The organism is Marinobacter sp. DUT-3 (assembly GCF_050379435.1).
Classification (GTDB): domain Bacteria; phylum Pseudomonadota; class Gammaproteobacteria; order Pseudomonadales; family Oleiphilaceae; genus Marinobacter.
The window spans coordinates 14,945-31,763 of record NZ_JBNRMG010000009.1 but is presented as its reverse complement, the minus strand read 5'-3'; the positions used below and the strand labels follow the sequence as shown (position 1 = coordinate 31,763).

Annotated in this window: 16 protein-coding genes; 13 read left to right on the top strand and 3 right to left on the bottom strand. The window is 53.7% G+C overall.

Translation table 11 applies throughout. The annotated features are described in order from the left end of the window. The first annotated feature begins 91 nt into the window (after positions 1-91). The 4 genes from ACQUWM_RS13550 (at position 92) to ACQUWM_RS13535 (ending at position 6,061) form a co-directional block, all read left to right on the top strand. Positions 92-1,084: a YCF48-related protein gene (locus ACQUWM_RS13550; RefSeq protein WP_428922508.1), complete on the top strand. Its 993-nt coding sequence runs from the start codon at positions 92-94 to the stop codon at positions 1,082-1,084. Next, positions 1,081-3,552 (top strand): efflux RND transporter permease subunit, encoded by a 2,472-nt coding sequence (locus tag ACQUWM_RS13545; protein WP_428922507.1) that lies wholly within the window; start codon positions 1,081-1,083, stop codon positions 3,550-3,552. The genes ACQUWM_RS13550 and ACQUWM_RS13545 overlap by 4 nt, the downstream gene beginning before the upstream one ends. 217 nt (positions 3,553-3,769) lie before the next feature. Beyond that, entirely contained in the window at positions 3,770-3,937 is a 168-nt protein-coding gene (locus ACQUWM_RS13540; RefSeq protein ID WP_428922506.1) for a hypothetical protein, read from the top strand. Positions 3,938-4,117: 180 nt separating this feature from the next. Beyond that, positions 4,118-6,061 (top strand): methyl-accepting chemotaxis protein, encoded by a 1,944-nt coding sequence (locus tag ACQUWM_RS13535; protein ID WP_428922505.1) that lies wholly within the window; start codon positions 4,118-4,120, stop codon positions 6,059-6,061. Between the two features lie 73 nt (positions 6,062-6,134). On the opposite strand, the gene ACQUWM_RS13530 is transcribed toward ACQUWM_RS13535, so the two are convergent. Then, the gene (locus ACQUWM_RS13530) at positions 6,135-7,085 is read right to left on the bottom strand and encodes a PDR/VanB family oxidoreductase (RefSeq protein WP_428922504.1); all 951 of its coding nucleotides are present in this window, start codon (positions 7,083-7,085) and stop codon (positions 6,135-6,137) included. A gap of 214 nt (positions 7,086-7,299) precedes the next feature. Beyond that, on the bottom strand, positions 7,300-7,764 hold the full coding sequence (locus ACQUWM_RS13525; protein ID WP_428922503.1) for a MarR family winged helix-turn-helix transcriptional regulator: 465 nt from the start codon (positions 7,762-7,764) through the stop codon (positions 7,300-7,302). 171 nt (positions 7,765-7,935) lie between these two features. Between ACQUWM_RS13525 and ACQUWM_RS13520 the strand changes: the two genes are divergently transcribed. From ACQUWM_RS13520 to ACQUWM_RS13500, 5 genes are all read left to right on the top strand, one after another. Further along, the gene (locus ACQUWM_RS13520) at positions 7,936-9,009 is read left to right on the top strand and encodes a Rieske 2Fe-2S domain-containing protein (RefSeq protein ID WP_428922502.1); all 1,074 of its coding nucleotides are present in this window, start codon (positions 7,936-7,938) and stop codon (positions 9,007-9,009) included. 264 nt (positions 9,010-9,273) lie between these two features. Then, the gene (locus tag ACQUWM_RS13515; RefSeq protein ID WP_428922501.1) at positions 9,274-10,503 is read left to right on the top strand and encodes an MFS transporter; all 1,230 of its coding nucleotides are present in this window, start codon (positions 9,274-9,276) and stop codon (positions 10,501-10,503) included. A gap of 23 nt (positions 10,504-10,526) precedes the next feature. Then, a complete protein-coding gene (locus ACQUWM_RS13510; protein WP_428922500.1) occupies positions 10,527-11,225 on the top strand; it encodes a CoA transferase subunit A in 699 nt (232 codons plus the stop codon). Position 11,226: 1 nt separating this feature from the next. Further along, entirely contained in the window at positions 11,227-11,892 is a 666-nt protein-coding gene (locus ACQUWM_RS13505; RefSeq protein WP_428922499.1) for a CoA transferase subunit B, read from the top strand. A 10-nt stretch (positions 11,893-11,902) separates the two neighbouring features. After that, entirely contained in the window at positions 11,903-12,202 is a 300-nt protein-coding gene (locus ACQUWM_RS13500; RefSeq protein ID WP_428922498.1) for a DUF2218 domain-containing protein, read from the top strand. Positions 12,203-12,251: 49 nt separating this feature from the next. Here the strand turns inward: ACQUWM_RS13500 and pobA are convergent, their stop codons facing one another. After that, the gene (gene pobA, locus ACQUWM_RS13495) at positions 12,252-13,436 is read right to left on the bottom strand and encodes a 4-hydroxybenzoate 3-monooxygenase (protein WP_428922627.1); all 1,185 of its coding nucleotides are present in this window, start codon (positions 13,434-13,436) and stop codon (positions 12,252-12,254) included. Between the two features lie 113 nt (positions 13,437-13,549). Here pobA and ACQUWM_RS13490 point away from each other — a divergent pair, with 113 nt between their 5' ends. From ACQUWM_RS13490 to pcaG, 4 genes are all read left to right on the top strand, one after another. Further along, on the top strand, positions 13,550-14,431 hold the full coding sequence (locus ACQUWM_RS13490) for a helix-turn-helix domain-containing protein (protein ID WP_428922497.1): 882 nt from the start codon (positions 13,550-13,552) through the stop codon (positions 14,429-14,431). Then, positions 14,428-15,351: a pca operon transcription factor PcaQ gene (pcaQ, locus tag ACQUWM_RS13485; protein ID WP_428922496.1), complete on the top strand. Its 924-nt coding sequence runs from the start codon at positions 14,428-14,430 to the stop codon at positions 15,349-15,351. The genes ACQUWM_RS13490 and pcaQ overlap by 4 nt, the downstream gene beginning before the upstream one ends. Positions 15,352-15,440: 89 nt before the next feature. Then, a complete protein-coding gene (gene pcaH, locus ACQUWM_RS13480; protein WP_428922495.1) occupies positions 15,441-16,163 on the top strand; it encodes a protocatechuate 3,4-dioxygenase subunit beta in 723 nt (240 codons plus the stop codon). An 11-nt stretch (positions 16,164-16,174) separates the two neighbouring features. Further along, a complete protein-coding gene (pcaG, locus tag ACQUWM_RS13475) occupies positions 16,175-16,783 on the top strand; it encodes a protocatechuate 3,4-dioxygenase subunit alpha (RefSeq protein ID WP_428922494.1) in 609 nt (202 codons plus the stop codon). The last annotated feature ends 36 nt before the right edge of the window (positions 16,784-16,819 follow it).

Here is a 16,819-nt window from a genome sequence, read left to right as displayed (position 1 = left end):
ATTGCTGGCACTTTCGTTATCGTTGGGCGTTGGTGACGTAAGGGCAGAGTCTGAGAAGAGTTTGTCTTTGCCCCACGAACGACCGGCATTGATGACTGATGAAGCCCAGCGGTCAATCACTATCGGTATGGCGTCAGCAGGTGACCGACTGGTTGCTGTCGGTGAGCGAGGTGTCATCCTTCTGTCAGATGACCATGGTCAGTCGTGGCGACAGGTGCCATCACCCGTCAGTGTCACGCTGACAGCCATCGACTTTGTCAATGAACAACTTGGCTGGGCGGTAGGCCATTCTGGCGTCGTTCTCCATACCCGCGATGGTGGCGAGACCTGGGAGAAGCAGTATGACGGGATCCGGGCCGCGAAGGCTATCGACGCAAGGGTTGGGGAAATAACCTCGGAGATGACCGAGGATGAAGCCTGGCCACTACAGAACTACGCGAACCTGTTGGTTGAGGACGGCCCGGACAAGCCCTTCCTGGATGTCCTTTTTCTGGACGAAAAGCAGGGGTTTATTATTGGTGCGTTTGGGTTGGCTTTTCGAACCGAAAACGGGGGGCTAACCTGGCAGCCATGGTTCGAACAGCTTGAAAACCCCGACATGCTGCACCTGTATAGATTGAGCTCAAATGGCACGAGCATGGCCATGGTTGGTGAGCAAGGTCTCTATCTCAGGGCAGATGGGCCTGATGAGCGTTTTTTCCAGCATCAGACGCCCTATAGCGGTTCCTTCTTTACGATCTCACCGGTGAACTCTGGTGACTGGCTATTGGCCGGGCTCAGGGGTAATGCTTTCATCCATTCTCCCTCGGATGACAGTTTTAAGAAGCTTCCCGCAAATTCGGGAATTTCGATCAATGGTTCTTTCGCTGTAACGGACGAGCGGGTGTTGCTAGTCGACCAGGCTGGAAACGTCTACCAGGCCGGAGTCGAAAAGCTTAGCCTGAGCCCAATACCAATGCGATCCCTGCCTCCATCTTCCACCCTGATATCTTCAGGCGACGGTGCGTTCGTGGCAGCAACCTTCCGAGGCCCCATCAGGTTTGACGCTCAGGCGCTATCGACTGAGCCTGGAGAACAGCAATGAAACAAGAGCACGAGCATTCGCCCTCGGGGAACCGATCTAAGCACTCGGCAGAAAATCTCGACAGTGGTGGATTACTGGAGCGACTGGTTTTCCGCAATCGCCTGTTGATTGTTGTTGCGTGTGCACTTTTCTCGCTTGTGATGGCATACCAGGCCACGGAACTGAAGCTGAATGCCAGCTTCGAGAAAATGATACCCACCGACCATCCCTATATCCGTAATTATCTGGAAACGAAGGATGATGTATACGGTCTGGGCAACGCGATACGTATCACCGTGGCCAACACAGAGGGCACCATCTTTGACAAAGAGTACCTGGATACCCTCAAGGATATTAGTGACGAAGTGTTTTTGTTGCCAGGTGCGGACAGAACAGGAGTCAAATCACTGTGGACGCCGAACACTCGCTGGACCGGGGTAACTGAAGTTGGTCTGGAAGGCGGCCCGGTTATCCCCAATGATTACGATGGTTCCGAGCAGAGCATTCAGGAGCTTCGAAAGAATATTGAACGCTCCAGCCTGATTGGTCAGCTTGTTGGGTTTGATCGGCGTTCGAGTGTCGTTTTTGTGCCTCTATCTGACACTGACCCGAAAACCGGTGAACCCCTCGACTATGCTGAATTCGCCGAGCTGCTTGAGGAGATCCGCAGCAAATACGACTCGGATGCCGTTGATATTCACATAACAGGTTTCGCAAAGATCGTGGGCGACCTGATGGACGGTCTCCGGTCCATTCTGCTGTTCTTCCTGGCTTCCGTAGTCATAGCTGGCATTTTCCTGTTCTGGTACTCACGCTGTATTCGCAGCACACTGGCTGTCCTGGGATGCTCCCTGGTTGCGGTTGTCTGGCAGCTTGGACTGCTGCCTACACTTGGATACACGCTGGATCCGTATTCCATTCTCGTTCCATTCCTCGTGTTCGCTATAGGGATGAGCCATGGTGCCCAGAAGATGAATGGCATCATGCAGGACATCAGTCTGGGAGCATCACGTCTTGAAGCAGCACGGTTCACATTCCGGCGGCTGTTCAAGCCCGGTTTTACGGCCATCCTGAGTGATGCCGTCGGCTTTGCCGTACTGATGGTGATCGGTATTGCTGCTATCCAGCATCTTGCCCTGACCGCCAGTGTCGGCGTGGCGGTGCTTGTTCTGACTCAGTTGATTCTGCTGCCGGTTCTCATGAGTTATGTTGGTGTCGGCAGGAAGGCTTGCGAGCGTGTTCAACGCCAGAACCAGTTGGAAAGCATTAGTGGGAACCGCAGAGGTCTCTGGCATGGTCTGAGTAAGCTGACCCGCCGCCCGTTTGCATTCTTTGTGGTTTCGGTGCATTTGCTGATCGGGGCGGGCGCGTATGTCATCAGCCAAGACGTTCAGGTTGGGGACGTACACCAGGGGGCGCCGGAACTAAGAGCGGACTCCCGGTATAACCGGGACGTAGGCTACGTGAAGGAACACTATGGCGCAGGCACAGACATCTTTGCCGTATTGGTTCGTACGCCAGATGGTGCGTGTTCCAACTACGACACGCTGATGCGGATGGATGCGCTGGAGTGGCGTTTGCGTGCTTTGCCGGGTGTAGACTCCACTGCGTCGCTAGCCAGTATGGCCCGCCACGTCTTGGCAGGGTTGAGCGAGGGTCACCCTAAATGGCTGGATCTATTGCCCAACCAAAGCATGTTGAACTTTGTTACGGCAAATGCGCCGCGGGAGTTCTATAACATCCAGTGCAATACGATGCCGGTGCTGGCGTACCTTAATGACCACAAAGCAGAGACCTTGGAGAACGTGTCGTCTGCGGCTGAGGCATTCGCTAGGGAAAACAACTCAGAAAACGCCAAGTTTCTTCTTGCTGCAGGTACCGCCGGTATTCAGGCTGCAACGAATCAGGTCGTCGAAAAGGCGGACAGGACAATGTTGTTGCTGGTGTACTCGGCGGTAATCCTGCTTTCTTTGTTGACGTTTAAATCCTGGCGGGCAGTACTCTGCGCCATTATCCCGCTCATCTTCGTGTCGATTATGTGCAAGGCGCTAATGGCAACGCTTGGTATCGGTATCAAGGTCGCGACACTCCCAGTGATTGCTCTTGGCGTAGGTATAGGCATCGATTATGCCCTTTACGTTATGAGTGCGCTGATGGCGAACCTGAAAAGTGGTGCTTCCCTTCAACAAGCATACTATCGCGCACTGCTGACGACGGGTCGCGTGGTACTCCTGACAGGTGTTGTATTGGCCATAGCCGTTTCTACTTGGTTGCTTTCGCCCATTAAATTCCAGGCGGATATGGGGCTGCTTCTGGCATTCATGTTCCTTGGTAACATGGTCAGCTGTCTTGTTCTACTCCCAGCACTTTCCTACTTCCTGCTTAATAAGGAATGGGGGCGAAGCGACGGCTTGGAATCGAGTGTCCCCAAAGGCGGAGTAACTGCTAAAACTGAAGCTGAAAGAAGAATAGCAGCTGTGTGGGAGTGAGCTATCTCCGCAAACGCTCTTAATTGATTTACTCCAGGCCTGGGCCGCGTACCTTGAAGCATTTAGGTTCCGGTCCTGGGTCTCCAGGTATCAATCAAACGAGTTCCTCCTACACAGTCGCTAAATGCGATCTCACGAATCTGCAGATTGATGTGTGTCAATGAAGAGAAGGATCGGTATACATATCATGTCAGCATATGATTGCAGGAGGTCTGCCATGAAACGTGTTATCGCTTTTTTTGAATATTGGCTATGTTCCGGCCACCGCTTTGGTGCTTCCGGCAGCATCGGGAAAGATTTGTCTTGTCGTGCAAGTAGCTTGTGCCTGGGCTGTGATGGAAAAGTGAATTGCCACCTGGCGAAACGACTTGCGTTTGAAGACTGAGCCAGCAATTCGGGTGGCTCAAACGCCACCCATCTTCTTCTTAAATACCTACCTTCCAGAGAAACGATTAGTTATTCCGAAGAGCACCATTCACTCTACTGACATTGCGTGGAGTCCTCTTCCCTTCCGCGATGTGCATGTTTTTTATCCTGAATGATAACGAAAAAATCGGAATGACATATGCGTCACTCAATTTTGAATTGGCGCCACTTGCGTGTGGGTACGCGGTTGGCGCTTGGCTTTGCCCTGATCCTCTTTTTAACCCTCTGGGTTGCATTGAATGCACTGAATTCCCAGCAGGATACACAAAAAAGCATCCAGTTGATGATGCACGAACAGCGGCTTGGCCGCCAAGCTGTTGAGTTAAGCGTATTACAAAAGCGCTTCGCACTCAGCCGTAACCCTGGCGATGCCGAGCAGGTACGCCAATCCATTCAGAATATGCAGGACAGACATAACGGCCTCTCTGAAAGCTGGTCCAGGAGTGACAGGGAGCGTGTAGAAGAAGCTCTTGCCGAATTTTCCACTGCTTTTGAAGATCTCTCCATTCAACTCAATCGGTCCGTTTCATCGCAAATGGATATGCTTGAGCATGCCCGGGAGATGTCTTCCAGTTTTTACGGAGCGTTTCTCGATCAACTCGATTCTCTGGCTTACGAATCTGAGCAGGATGGCACTATAAATGCGCAAGGTCTTTTCCAACTGGAGCAGGTCGTCGGCCTGAACGAGAAACTGCAAAAGATCAGGGACAGTGAGCTGCACTGGGTGCTTGACCCCAACGATCAGTACATCTCTGACTGGGAACTCAGGGTAAACGACGCGACGAACAGCATCAGGAGCCTGGCTGCGCGGTTGAGTGAGGAGCAATCAGAAACTTTATCCGAGGCCCTGGAGGCCCTAGGTGGCTATCGGACCGCCTTTGAACGCTATTACGACAGTGTCCAGCAATCTCAAATTGAGGCGGAGAAGGCAGATGTGGCCGCAGAAAATGTAGGGATAGTACTGCAGCAGCTTAATGATCAGCGTTTGCAGGCTCTGCAAGCGAAGGGAAGAGAAAGTCGTGCAAGTTTGCTGACGGCCCTTGGGCTTGCGCTGGCCGCTGGCGGCCTGGCGGCCTGGTTACTTCGCAAGTCGATTGTCGATCCCTTGGGTAACTGCGTGGAAATGGTTCGCCGGATTACCGACGGAAATCTCTCGATCGCGGACTTCAAGCAAACCGGAAGTGACGAGGTAGGCCAGTTGCAGGCTGCCATGCAGCGCATGGCCGAGCGTTTGAATACTATGGTTCTGGGAATCCGCAGTGACGTTCAGCATCTTGATGAAACCGCAACAACGCTTCTTTCAGTGACGTCACGGACCAAGCAGGGGCTGGAGCAACAGGATGCAGAAACCGAGCAGGTGGCCAGTGCCGTTCACCAGATGACGATGACGGCGCACGAAGTCGCAAGAAATGCGGTAGAAACGAGTCAGGCGGCTGATCAGGCTACTCATCTCGGAAACGAGGGGGAGGAGATACTGGAGCAAACCCGACAGACCGGTGAGAAGTTAGTATCCGAGATGACCGCAGGCAATAAAGCCATGGTCAGTCTGGATAGTGAGAGTCAGAAGATTGGAAAAGTTCTGGATGTCATTCGTTCAGTGGCAGAGCAGACCAACCTGCTGGCATTAAATGCGGCTATCGAAGCAGCGCGGGCGGGCGAGTATGGTCGCGGCTTTGCGGTCGTCGCGGATGAAGTCCGTTCTCTCGCCATGCGTACCGGGGACTCAATATCAGAAATTGAGACCCTGATTGCTCAATTACATGCGGCAAGCGACGATGCCAGAGAGGGTATGCAACGTTGTGAAAACCTGAGTAGCGATGTTTATTCGCTGAGCGAAAAGTCCAGTGACGCCCTGGGGCGGATAGCAAATGCGGTCTCACTTATGGAGAAAATGAGCCATCAGATTGCGACCGCGGCTGAGCAACAAAGTACCGTAAGCAAAGAAATCAGTGAGAGCATTGACCGTGTTAAAGCGATTGCCGATAACGGGCTCAGGGACAGCGATGGATTGGGGACATCTGCGGATGGCGTTCGTGAGGTTGGTTATCGGCTCAAATCGGCCGTGGGTCAATTTTCTGTCTGATGCAGGAAGCAGTGTAGAGGCACCTGTCAGGAAAGCATGAGCGGTGCCTCTACGTAAAATACTGCGCTGATGATTATAAATCCAGAACCAGTCTGGCGCTTTTGGCGCGAGAGCAGCAGGGCGTGAACTGATCGTTGCGGGCATGCTCTTCGGCGGTCAGAAACATGTCCCGGTGATCCGGCTGACCGTCCAGGATACGAGTGACACATGTGCCGCAAACGCCCTGTTCGCAAGACAGGGGAATTTCCACACCGGCGTCGTCCAAGACGTCAGCCACTGACTGGTCGGCGGGAATACTGAAGCAGCGGCCATCGCTGGCCAGTTGCACTTCAAAAGCGCCGTCATCTTCATGGGGTTCGGCGCTGTCGCTCGCAAAGAACTCCCGGTGAAGGCTGTTTTCTGGCCAGCCTGAATTTCGAGCCTGTGAGAGAATAAAGTCAATGAATCCTGCCGGGCCGCACACATAGAGGTGATCACCGTGTTCGTAATCCTTCAGTGCTTTTGCGGCTAGCCGCGCGCTACCTTCTGGTTCATTGAAGTAGAAAGAGGCATGGTCTGACCAGGAAGACGCGCTGATCCGGTCGCTGAACGCCGCCCGGTTTTCGCTTTTGGCGCAATAATGCAACTGGAAGGTACCATCGATGTGCGCCAGTCGTTCTGCCATGCAAAGTATCGGCGTAATGCCGATGCCGCCTGCAAAAAGGAAAGAACGCTTTGCCTCAGGGGTTAGTGGAAACAGGTTGCGAGGCTCACTGACTTGCAGCGCATCGCCTTCCTGCAACTCGTGCATCGCGACGGATCCACCACGGGACTGGCCTTCCCGAAGGACTGCGATTTCGTACCGGTGTACATGATCAGGCGCGTTGCAAAGTGAATACTGACGGATGATGCCGTTGGGCAGGTGAACATCGATGTGCGACCCGGCGCTGAACGCTGGCAGGGGAGAGTGGTCAGGGCTTGCGAGTTCAAATGCACAGACGTCGTCGGCAATCATGGATTTACGAGAAACAATCACATCAATCATGAGCGTACCAATTAACAAGCGGGATTGTATTTGCCAAACCTCACCCGGAACGTTCACTGGGTGAGGGTACAATCTGTATTAGTAGAAGAGCTCAAGTTAGTGGGCGATCGAGGTAGCTGACTAATCGATTATTCCGATGTCAGGCATCTGCGGGGATGATGCAGGGCTATGTGCAGTGTGAGCGTCAAAAGAACTTTGGTGGCGTATCCGGGTGTTACTGATTCTCCAGATCGCCCAGAAACCTCACGCGGCCGTGAAGATGTCTCAACAGGCCGATCAGTGTCTCGATTTCCTCCTGTGAGAGCCCGCCGAGCAATATCTGTTCCCGCTTCAGGGCCACGGTAAGTATCTGATCATGCAGCTTCCAGCCTTTGGCGGTCAGACTGACGACCTGGCGACGGGCGTCCGTTGGATCCACTTCGAACTTTACATGTTCGCTCTGCTCCAGCTTGTGTAAGGACCGGCTAACGCCTCCCTTGTCCAGCCCGATGACCTGACAAATACGATTGGCCGTGATGTGATCTTCCACGGCCAGCATCGACAGCATTCGCCATTCAAGCACGCCCACACCGAAGCGCTTCCGGTATTCCTTTGATGCCGTTGCGGCAAGTTTGTTGGACAAAAAATTGAGCAAGGCTGGCACATAGTTGTCCAGATCCAGATGAGGCTTCTGATGCATATGACGTCCTATTGCGGAAAAATATAGTTGACCTGTCAACTAAATTGGATAAGATTAGTACTGTGTATCACACACTGTTAGTCAACAAGAATAAAGACATTTGGTTGCCGTATACACAGCCTATTAATCCAAAAGGTATTGGCGGCACCATTTCGAAGAGAGGAGCCCCTCATGTCTGATTTGGCAGCCCAACCCGTAAAACAGAAAACCGAACATTTGCCACCATTCCCGCTAAACCAATGGTACGTCGCAGCGTTGTCCAGGGAGCTCAAAGACGAGCCAGTGGCGCGTATGATGCTGGGGAATCCGATTGTATTGTTCCGCAATGCGGATGGCGAAGTTGCCGCGCTTGAAGATCGCTGCTGCCACCGGGCATTGCCCCTGTCCTGCGGAACCCTTGAGCCGGATGGCTTGCGTTGCGGGTACCACGGAATGCTTTATAACTCCCAGGGTCAGTGCACAGAGATTCCCGGACAGGAAAAGATTCCCAGGCGAGCACGCGTCAAGGCTTATCCGGTAAAAGAGCAGGACGACATTGTATGGATATGGTTCGGCGAGGATGCGAATGAGCCTCCGGCGTTTGAGCCACCTCGTTACTCCCCTCATAGATCCGATCAGTATTTTTTCGATGGGGGTGTTTTCCACTACCAGGCCCCCTACCAGCTTATCCATGACAACCTGCTGGATTTGAGTCACCTAGGCTATGTCCATCTTAAGACCATTGGTGGCAATGCGAAAGTTCATATGAACGCGCAAATGGATGTCAGTTCTGACGAGAAATCCGTTCATGTTGTACGCCATATGCTGGACTCCGAGCCACCTCCTACCTATACGGCAGCCTATCCGTTCAAGGGACGGGTCGATCGCTGGCAGGAGATTGAGTTCCATATTTCACATCTAAGGATATGGACGGGTGCAGTAGATGCCGGTAGCGAGCCCATCGACAACCCCAGCCGTGGCGGATTCCACATGCGTGGCTTCCATGGCATCACTCCGGAAACCGAGACCACCAGTCATTACTTCTGGACCATCGCCAGTAATCCGACCGAAAACCAGGAAGAGGTGATGAAGAAGGTGGTGGATCAAACGGCATACACCTTTGAGGAAGATAAAGAGGTCATTGAGGCGCAATACCGCAACATGATCGATTTCCCGGGCGAGCCGATGATTGACATTCATGTAGATGCTGCACCCAATCGCGCTCGTCGCATCATTGAGCATCTGAGGACTCGTTCAGGCAAGTAGTTGTTGAGTTCGCTGCGACACCCATCGTTTACCTGATACCAGTGGCCAGCAAGCCACTGGTATTGGCCCCTTCAACGAGCATAAGGTTCCGCAGAGCGATCTAGAGACCCGGATCAGCGCTCTAACTATCATTTTTACCGATACATCCAATCCCCAGACTCGATTTGTTGTGGCCACATTCACCGTTGAGAATGTTTGTCATCCTGCGTAATCCGGGTCCCGGATCTGCCAGATATCTTTCTGATAATAACAAGGTGGCCATATATGTTTCTTGATCGCGCTTTGATCAGTGATCGTCGAGCTGGTTTGCCTCAGGCGTTCCTTCTTCTTTTGGGCAGTTGCTTGCCAGTTCTCGGGGCAGTGTTGCTTGCTCCGGTGCTTCCGGCTATTCAGGCCCAATTTAATGAGGTGCCGGGCAGCGTCGGGCTGGTGCCGATTGTCTTGACACTCCCTGCGCTGATGATAGCCGTGCTGGCGCCTTTTGCGGGCGTTCTGACCGATAAGTTCGGGCGTAAGCCGTTGCTGCTTGTGTGCATGCTGATTTACACGGTCTGTGGGCTATTGCCACTCTGGCTGGATTCGCTTTATGGCATTGTGGCAAGCCGAGCGGGGCTGGGCTTGGCGGAAGCCGGCATTATGACGGTATGCACCACACTGATTGGTGATTATTACTCTGGTGCCAAGCGACAGCGCTTGCTGGCTCTGCAAACTGTGTTTGCCTCCAGTTCTGCCGTGGTGTTTATCGTAGTGGGCGGGATGCTTGGACAAGATAGCTGGCGTACGCCGTTTGTGCTTTATGGGGTTGGGTTTATCTTCATTCCATTGATCCTGTGCCTTATCTGGGAACCCGTGCCGGAGCAGCATTCTGCGGCCGCTGAGCACAAGGCGGGGCACTTCCCTTGGCGCCAGATTAGCCCTCTGTATGTTCTGGCATTGATGGCGGGGGCAAGTCTGATGATTGTACCGGTACAGGCGGGCTATCTGCTCAACTTGCTCGGCATCAGCTCTCCAAGCCAGATCGGCATGACCATGGGCGGCAATCAGCTGGGTGTGGTTGTTGGCGCTATTAGCTTTCGCCTCTTGACTCGTTTCCCCGCTGAGCGCTTGCTTGCAGGCGCCTTTATTGTTGCTGGTGGGGGGCTTTTCCTGATGATGTCAGCCGAAACCCACATGCAAGTGGTTATCGGTGTCGCTGTCAATGGCCTGGGCGTGGGCCTGATGATCCCGACCTTGCTGACCTGGATTATGAGCCTCGTTGAGTTTGATATGCGTGGCCGCGCAATGGGTGGCTTCACGGCGGCATTCTTTGGGGGCGAATTTCTCAGCCCCTTGGTAGTGCTGGTGATAGGTGGCGGTGTTATTGAGCGGTTGCCTTTCGCTCTGGGTGTGCTCGGTAGCTGGCACGTTGTGCTGGGCTTTGCTTGTTTGCTGCTCCCCATAGTGGGGGCTTTCAGAAAACATGCAGCGACGCGGATTCTTCACGACGGGGCGTAGTTACAGGACCGAGGAGTAATGTAATGGATAAGCTTTACCCCAGTGCCACGGTGGCACTGGAAGGATTGGTGAATGACGGAATGACGCTGGCAGTGGGTGGCTTTGGATTGTGTGGAATTCCAGAAGCTCTGATTAGAAGTCTGCGTGATTCCGGCAAGCGGGATCTGACGGTAATCAGCAATAATGCCGGGGTGGATGGATTCGGCCTGGGGTTACTTCTTGAAAGTCGCCAGGTTCGCAAAATGGTCTCTTCTTATGTCGGTGAGAACAAGGAATTTGAGCGACAGTATCTTTCCGGGGAGTTGGAGCTGGAATTCACCCCACAAGGTACGCTCGCGGAAAAACTCCGTGCCGGCGGCGCGGGTATTCCGGCTTTCTACACCCGAACTGGTTATGGCACCCGTATTGCCGAAGGTAAGGAAACCCGTCAGTTCAATGGAGACTGGTTCGTTCTCGAGGAGTCCCTCACTGCGGATGTGGCGTTGATAAAGGGGGCAAAAGCGGATCGTGCGGGAAACGTTATTTTCAATAAGACAGCGCGTAACTTTAATCCCCAGGTTGCTGCAGCAGGGAAGGTTTGTGTGGCAGAAGTAGAGGAAGTCGTAGCGACTGGAGAACTGGGACCGGATGAGATTCATTTGCCCGGCATTTACGTGCATCGCCTTGTTATAAATGCGTCGCCAGAAAAGCGTATCGAGAAACGTACCACGAGGAGCAATTGATATGGCCTGGACCCGTGAGCAAATGGCGCATCGTGCCGCCCAGGAACTGGTTGACGGCTTTTACGTAAACCTCGGAATCGGTCTGCCTACGATGGTAGCCAACTACATTCCCGAGGGAATGGATGTCTGGCTGCAGAGTGAAAATGGCCTACTTGGAATAGGGCCATTCCCGGCAGAGGATGAAGTGGATCCGGATTTGATCAATGCTGGAAAGCAGACGGTAACCTGCCTTCCAGGTAGCAGTATTTTCGACAATGCTGAGTCCTTTGCAATGATCCGGGGCGGACATATCAATCTGGCAATCCTTGGTGCAATGCAAGTGTCCGCGAGCGGCGATCTGGCCAACTGGATGATTCCGGGAAAAATGGTGAAAGGCATGGGTGGCGCCATGGATCTCGTGGCCGGCGTTAAACGCGTTGTGGTGCTAATGGAACACGTGGCGCGCGACGGCGGCCATAAAATACTGCCGGAGTGTTCGTTACCGCTGACAGGTGTTGGCGTGGTCAGCCGAATCATTACAGACCTTGCCGTTATGGATGTGACTGACCAAGGGCTGAAAGTTGTTGAGGTAGCTGAAGGTGTAAGCGAGGACGACCTGAATGACAGAACAGGTTGTGAGCTTTTATGGACTGAGTCTGAAAAATACCACTACGAGATGAGTTATTAAGGGAGTAAAGATGATAGAAAGCAGTGCGTCAGTGATTTGTTCTCAGCCCCAAAAAATTCTGGTGCGTTTGATGCGTCATTGGGCCCACAAGTTCGCTGTAGAGGAGGGGGAGGTGAGTTGTAGAATTGAGTTGCCTGCCGGACCATTGGTGATGGCAGCGCATGAGGACGTGTTGACCTTGAAGTCGGTATGCAAGGCAGAGAATGCTGAACGATTACGGGAAGTGGTTTCTGATCACGTTCAGAGAATGGCTGGTAAAGAGCGCTTGGAGATTCGGTGGACTCAAGAATCACGTTGCGATCAGTTCTAAAGAAGTGAGGCGCGTCCTTGCGGCACTCAAGTGGGTGGCTCAGAGCAGTTTACTCTATGGATTCATATGGCAGCCCCACGTAGTTTTCCGCAATGGTCGTACGCCCGGCGCGCGAGCCGACGAAGTAGTCCAGTTCGGTGTCCTGAATACGCTGGCTGAATTCGTCGCTTTCCGGAAACCTGTGCAGGACTGAGGTCATCCACCAGGAAAAGCGCTCTGCTTTCCAGATGCGCCTCAAACACACCTCTGAGTAGCGTGCGAGCAGGTCTGTGCGGCCCTCGTGATAGACCTTGTCCAGGATGCGGGAAAGAGTGCTGACATCACTTGCGGCCAGGTTCAGACCCTTGGCTCCGGTGGGCGGCACAATGTGGGCGGCATCGCCGACGAGAAACAGTCGACCATACTGCATGGGTTCCACCACGAAGCTCCGTAGCGGTGCGATGCTTTTTTCGATGGAGGGGCCTGTCACGAGTTTATTGGCCGTATCTACAGGCAGGCGGTATTTAAGCTCTTCCCAGAACCGCTCATCGCTCCAGTCCTCAACTTTTTCATCGAGGCTGACCTGAACATAATAGCGGGTACGAGTTGGGGAGCGCATGCTGCACAGGGCAAAACCGCGCTCATGTTTGGCATAGATCAGCTCTTCGCTGACCGGTGGTGTATCCGCGAGTACGCCCAGCCAGCCGAACGGATAGACTCGCTCGAAAGACTTGATGGCGTCGTCCGGGATCGATTTCCGTGTCACTCCATGATAGCCATCGCAGCCGGCTATGTAGTCGCACTCCAGAAGAACTTGCTCACCGTTATGCGTGAAAGTCACCGTGGGCTTGTCGCTTTTCAGATCGTGCAATGTAGCGTCCGGCACACCGTAAAAACTGAGCTGACCAGAGTCCTGGCGGGCGTCCATGAGGTCTTTGGTGACTTCAGTCTGGCCGTAGATCATTACCGATTTACCACCGGTCAGTTCCTCAAGATCGACGCGTTCGCGGCGGCCGGAAAAGGCGAGCTCAAAACCGCCATGCACGATTCCCTCACGGTCCATGCGCTCATTGACGCCGACTTCGCGAAGAAGATCGACCATGCCCTGTTCCAGAACGCCTGCACGAATGCGGCTGAGAATGTAGTCGGGTGATTGGCGCTCAATGATGACATTGTCGATCCCGGCCTTGTGTAGCAATTGGCCTAGAAGCAGCCCACTGGGTCCCGCGCCGATAATCGCTACTTTGGTTTTCATCATGCTTTGGCCTTTTTGTGGTTGTTGATTTATTGATCTTTCATTCTTCGTTGTCTTAGCACTGGTATGAAGGCACTATCGAATGAGTAAATTGGACTTTTCGAGGATTTGGCATGCAGGCTCAGGAAGCGGTGCCGGTGTTCCGGCTATACGGAGAAACAGAAATCTGGCCGACGCCGGACTTGATGCATATTGAGTCGGTGGCGGAACGAAGTCGTTTGCACGATTGGCATATCCTTCCGCACCAGCACGCGGATTTGGCGCAAGTGCTGTACCTGCGGGAAGGGCGTGCCGAAATAGAGATCGAAGGTCGGTTAAGCGTGTTGGAAAGGCCGGCGGTGCAGGTGATACCTATGTTTTGCGTGCACGGGTTCAGGTTTGCCGAAAACGTACAGGGATATGTGCTGAGCGTCGCGTTGCCGTTGCTGGAGCAAGTGGAAAAGCGGCTTGAGTGCCAGGTGCTTCGATCACCCGACTGTTATGTCCTCGATGAGACCGAAGCAATGTACCTCGACTCCAGGTTTGATCAATTAGGTCAGGAATACGCGGGGCGTCGAATTGGCCGCGATCTTGTACTTTCTTCGTTGGTGGATCAAATACTGGTATGGGGGTGTCGCCGGCACCATGACCAGGTTCGGACAGGTCAGGAGATGGATCGCGGGCGCCGACATATGGATGTCTTTCTCCACCTCGTGGAGACGAATTTTAACGAGCAGTGGCCGGTGGACGCATATGCTGAACGAATGGGCGTCAGTACTCCCCATCTGAATGCCGTTTGCCGAAGGTTATGCCACCACTCTGCCCTGCAGGTAATTCATCAGCGAGTTTTGTTGGAAGCGAAGCGGGGTCTGATATACACCACCATGTCGGTGTCTCAAATCTCTGACCGGCTGGGCTTTTCCGAACCGGCTTATTTTTCACGCTTTTTTAAGCGCCTCACAGGCACTTCCCCGAGGGAGTTCAGGAATAAGGACGTCAGGAGAGTCGAGCAATGAATCCCGATCTTCATCTCAAGTTTCGTCATCTGAACTGCTTTCTGGAGGTGGCCCGGCAGGGGAGCTTCCAGAGGACGGCAGATACCCTGGCCATCACGCAGCCTGCCGTCTCGAAAACGATTCGGGAGCTGGAGGACATGCTCGGTTACGCACTGTTTGAGAGGGGAAAGCGAGGTGTGACTCTAACCGATGCCGGTTTGACCTTTCTCAACGCGGCCGGTCCCAGTGTTCAGGCACTGAGGCATGGCGTTCGCAGTGTTATGAGTGGTGATTTTAGAACCAGAGAGTTGCGTTTGGGTGTACTTTCTTCTGTTGAGGTAGGGTTGGTGCCTCAATTACTGAGGCTTTTTCATGAAGCCCATCCAGATGTGGTAGTCATCGCCGAAGGGGGGCCTGCCAAGTATTTGCTGAATTTGCTGCGCAGTGGCGATCTTGACCTTGTGATTGGTCGTTTAAGTGATAGCCCCCATGTTTCCGGTCTGCAGTTCGAGTCACTCTACGGCGACGCGCTTCGGCTGGTGGTCCGTGTTGGCCACCCGCTGGTTGGCAGCCCCATGGAGGCAATTGTCAGTGGCATGGCGGACTATGCCCTGGTGTTACCTACGAAGGAAACCAGTATTCGGCAGCAGGCCGACAGCTTGTTGCTGCAACATGGCGTCCGTATTCCGCCGACCTGTGTTGAAACCCTTTCCACGGCATTGGCCCGCAGCTACGTTCAGATCACGGATGCGGTCTGGGTTGCCCCTGAAGATGCCATTCAGTCTGACCTCAAAAAAGGCGAACTGGTTGCCTTGCCACTGCGCGAGGCGTACCGGGGAGGTGCTGTTGGTGTCTGTCGCAATCCTTCGACGCCGCTTTCTGTGGCCGGCGAGTGGTGCCTGGAGTTGCTGAAACAGATGGGGGATGCCCGACCGGGATAACCCATAGGTTATGTCATGAGTGGCTAATTTCATTAGTCAGGCTTTCCCGTGCTAGCCAGAATACGGTTACGTTAAAGGAGAAGGCCTGCATGACTGAACAATCTGTTAACCATCGTTTCGTGGTCCGTGACCGAACCCGGCACCCGGCTGCCTATTCCCCTGGTTATAAAACCTCTATTGCGCGTTCGCCACGTCAGGCACTGGTGGGTATCCCGCAATCGGTGTCGGAAGTCACCGGGCCGGATTTTCGCCACCTCAGGTTTGATGAGCACGACAACGATCTGATCCTCAACTTCAACAATGGCGGTCAGCCCATCGGTGAGCGGGTCTTGATTCACGGGAAAGTCCTTGACCAGTTCGGGGCTCCAGTCCCGAATACCCTGGTCGAAATCTGGCAAGCCAATGCAGGCGGTCGTTACCGGCACCGTAATGATAAGTACATGGCTCCGCTGGACCCGAACTTTGGGGGTGTGGGTCGCACGCGAACCGATAGTGAAGGTCGTTACGTCTTCCGTACGATCAGGCCGGGGCCCTACCCATGGCCGAATGGCCCCAACGACTGGCGACCGGCCCATATTCACTTTTCCGTGATGGGGCCCGCCATTGCAACCCGGCTTGTCACCCAGCTCTATTTCGAGGGTGATCCATTGATTCCCAAGTGCCCGATTATCAAAACGATCAGCGACGAAAGCATGGCCAGGCGGCTGATTGCCAAGCTGGACATGAGTGCGGCCAATCCCATGGACGCGCTGGCCTATCGCTTTGACATTGTGCTGCGCGGGCAGCATCAGACTTTCTTTGAGAATTGCTAGGAGATCGTGCGATGAGCGTTGAACTGTTGCCAGAAACCCCTTCGCAGACCGGTGGTCCCTACGTCCATATCGGGCTTGTATTGACAGCGGCCGGACTGCCTGAGCGAGGGCAGGAAATTCACAACATATTGGCTCGATCCGATGCGCCGGGGCGACCTATTACGCTGATTGGCTCCGTGTTCGACGGCAATGGACATCTGGTGCGAGACGCGTTTCTGGAATTCTGGCAGGCAGACAGTGAGGGAAACTACCAGCAGGTATATAACCCCGAAAACCCATTTAACAGTTTCGGCCGTGCCTCGACTACGTTCGACGACGGTGAATGGGAACTTCACACGGTAAAGCCTGGCAGCATTTCTCAGGGCAGCGGCAAGACTATGGCGCCACATATTAATGTTTCGCTTTTTGCCCGTGGTATCAACATACACCTGCAGACAAGAATCTATTTTGAAGATGAGCGGGACCTGAACGAAGCCGACCCGGTTTTAAACAGGGTAGAGCAAATAGAGCGACGTGAGACTCTGGTTGCGCGTCCCATCGGAGAAAGGGACGGGAGGACCTTGTATAGGTTCGATATCAGGGTCCAGGGGACTGAAGAAACGGTATTCTTCGACTTCTAATTGAATAAGTATTTACGTGCCGCGCATGCGGGGCAT

What these genes read in the sequence shown, in the direction of transcription:
- ACQUWM_RS13535 (WP_428922505.1), top strand. Translation starts at nt 4,118, where the DNA reads ATGCGTCACTCAATTTTGAATTGGCGCCACTTGCGTGTGGGTACGCGG.
- ACQUWM_RS13540 (WP_428922506.1), top strand. Translation starts at nt 3,770, where the DNA reads ATGAAACGTGTTATCGCTTTTTTTGAATATTGGCTATGTTCCGGCCAC.
- ACQUWM_RS13520 (WP_428922502.1), top strand. Translation starts at nt 7,936, where the DNA reads ATGTCTGATTTGGCAGCCCAACCCGTAAAACAGAAAACCGAACATTTG.
- ACQUWM_RS13490 (WP_428922497.1), top strand. Translation starts at nt 13,550, where the DNA reads ATGCAGGCTCAGGAAGCGGTGCCGGTGTTCCGGCTATACGGAGAAACA.
- pcaH (WP_428922495.1), top strand. Translation starts at nt 15,441, where the DNA reads ATGACTGAACAATCTGTTAACCATCGTTTCGTGGTCCGTGACCGAACC.
- ACQUWM_RS13500 (WP_428922498.1), top strand. Translation starts at nt 11,903, where the DNA reads ATGATAGAAAGCAGTGCGTCAGTGATTTGTTCTCAGCCCCAAAAAATT.
- pcaQ (WP_428922496.1), top strand. Translation starts at nt 14,428, where the DNA reads ATGAATCCCGATCTTCATCTCAAGTTTCGTCATCTGAACTGCTTTCTG.
- pcaG (WP_428922494.1), top strand. Translation starts at nt 16,175, where the DNA reads ATGAGCGTTGAACTGTTGCCAGAAACCCCTTCGCAGACCGGTGGTCCC.
- ACQUWM_RS13515 (WP_428922501.1), top strand. Translation starts at nt 9,274, where the DNA reads ATGTTTCTTGATCGCGCTTTGATCAGTGATCGTCGAGCTGGTTTGCCT.
- ACQUWM_RS13505 (WP_428922499.1), top strand. Translation starts at nt 11,227, where the DNA reads ATGGCCTGGACCCGTGAGCAAATGGCGCATCGTGCCGCCCAGGAACTG.
- ACQUWM_RS13545 (WP_428922507.1), top strand. Translation starts at nt 1,081, where the DNA reads ATGAAACAAGAGCACGAGCATTCGCCCTCGGGGAACCGATCTAAGCAC.
- ACQUWM_RS13510 (WP_428922500.1), top strand. Translation starts at nt 10,527, where the DNA reads ATGGATAAGCTTTACCCCAGTGCCACGGTGGCACTGGAAGGATTGGTG.
- pobA (WP_428922627.1), bottom strand. Translation starts at nt 13,436, where the DNA reads ATGAAAACCAAAGTAGCGATTATCGGCGCGGGACCCAGTGGGCTGCTT.
- ACQUWM_RS13530 (WP_428922504.1), bottom strand. Translation starts at nt 7,085, where the DNA reads ATGATTGATGTGATTGTTTCTCGTAAATCCATGATTGCCGACGACGTC.
- ACQUWM_RS13525 (WP_428922503.1), bottom strand. Translation starts at nt 7,764, where the DNA reads ATGCATCAGAAGCCTCATCTGGATCTGGACAACTATGTGCCAGCCTTG.
- ACQUWM_RS13550 (WP_428922508.1), top strand. Translation starts at nt 92, where the DNA reads ATGACTGATGAAGCCCAGCGGTCAATCACTATCGGTATGGCGTCAGCA.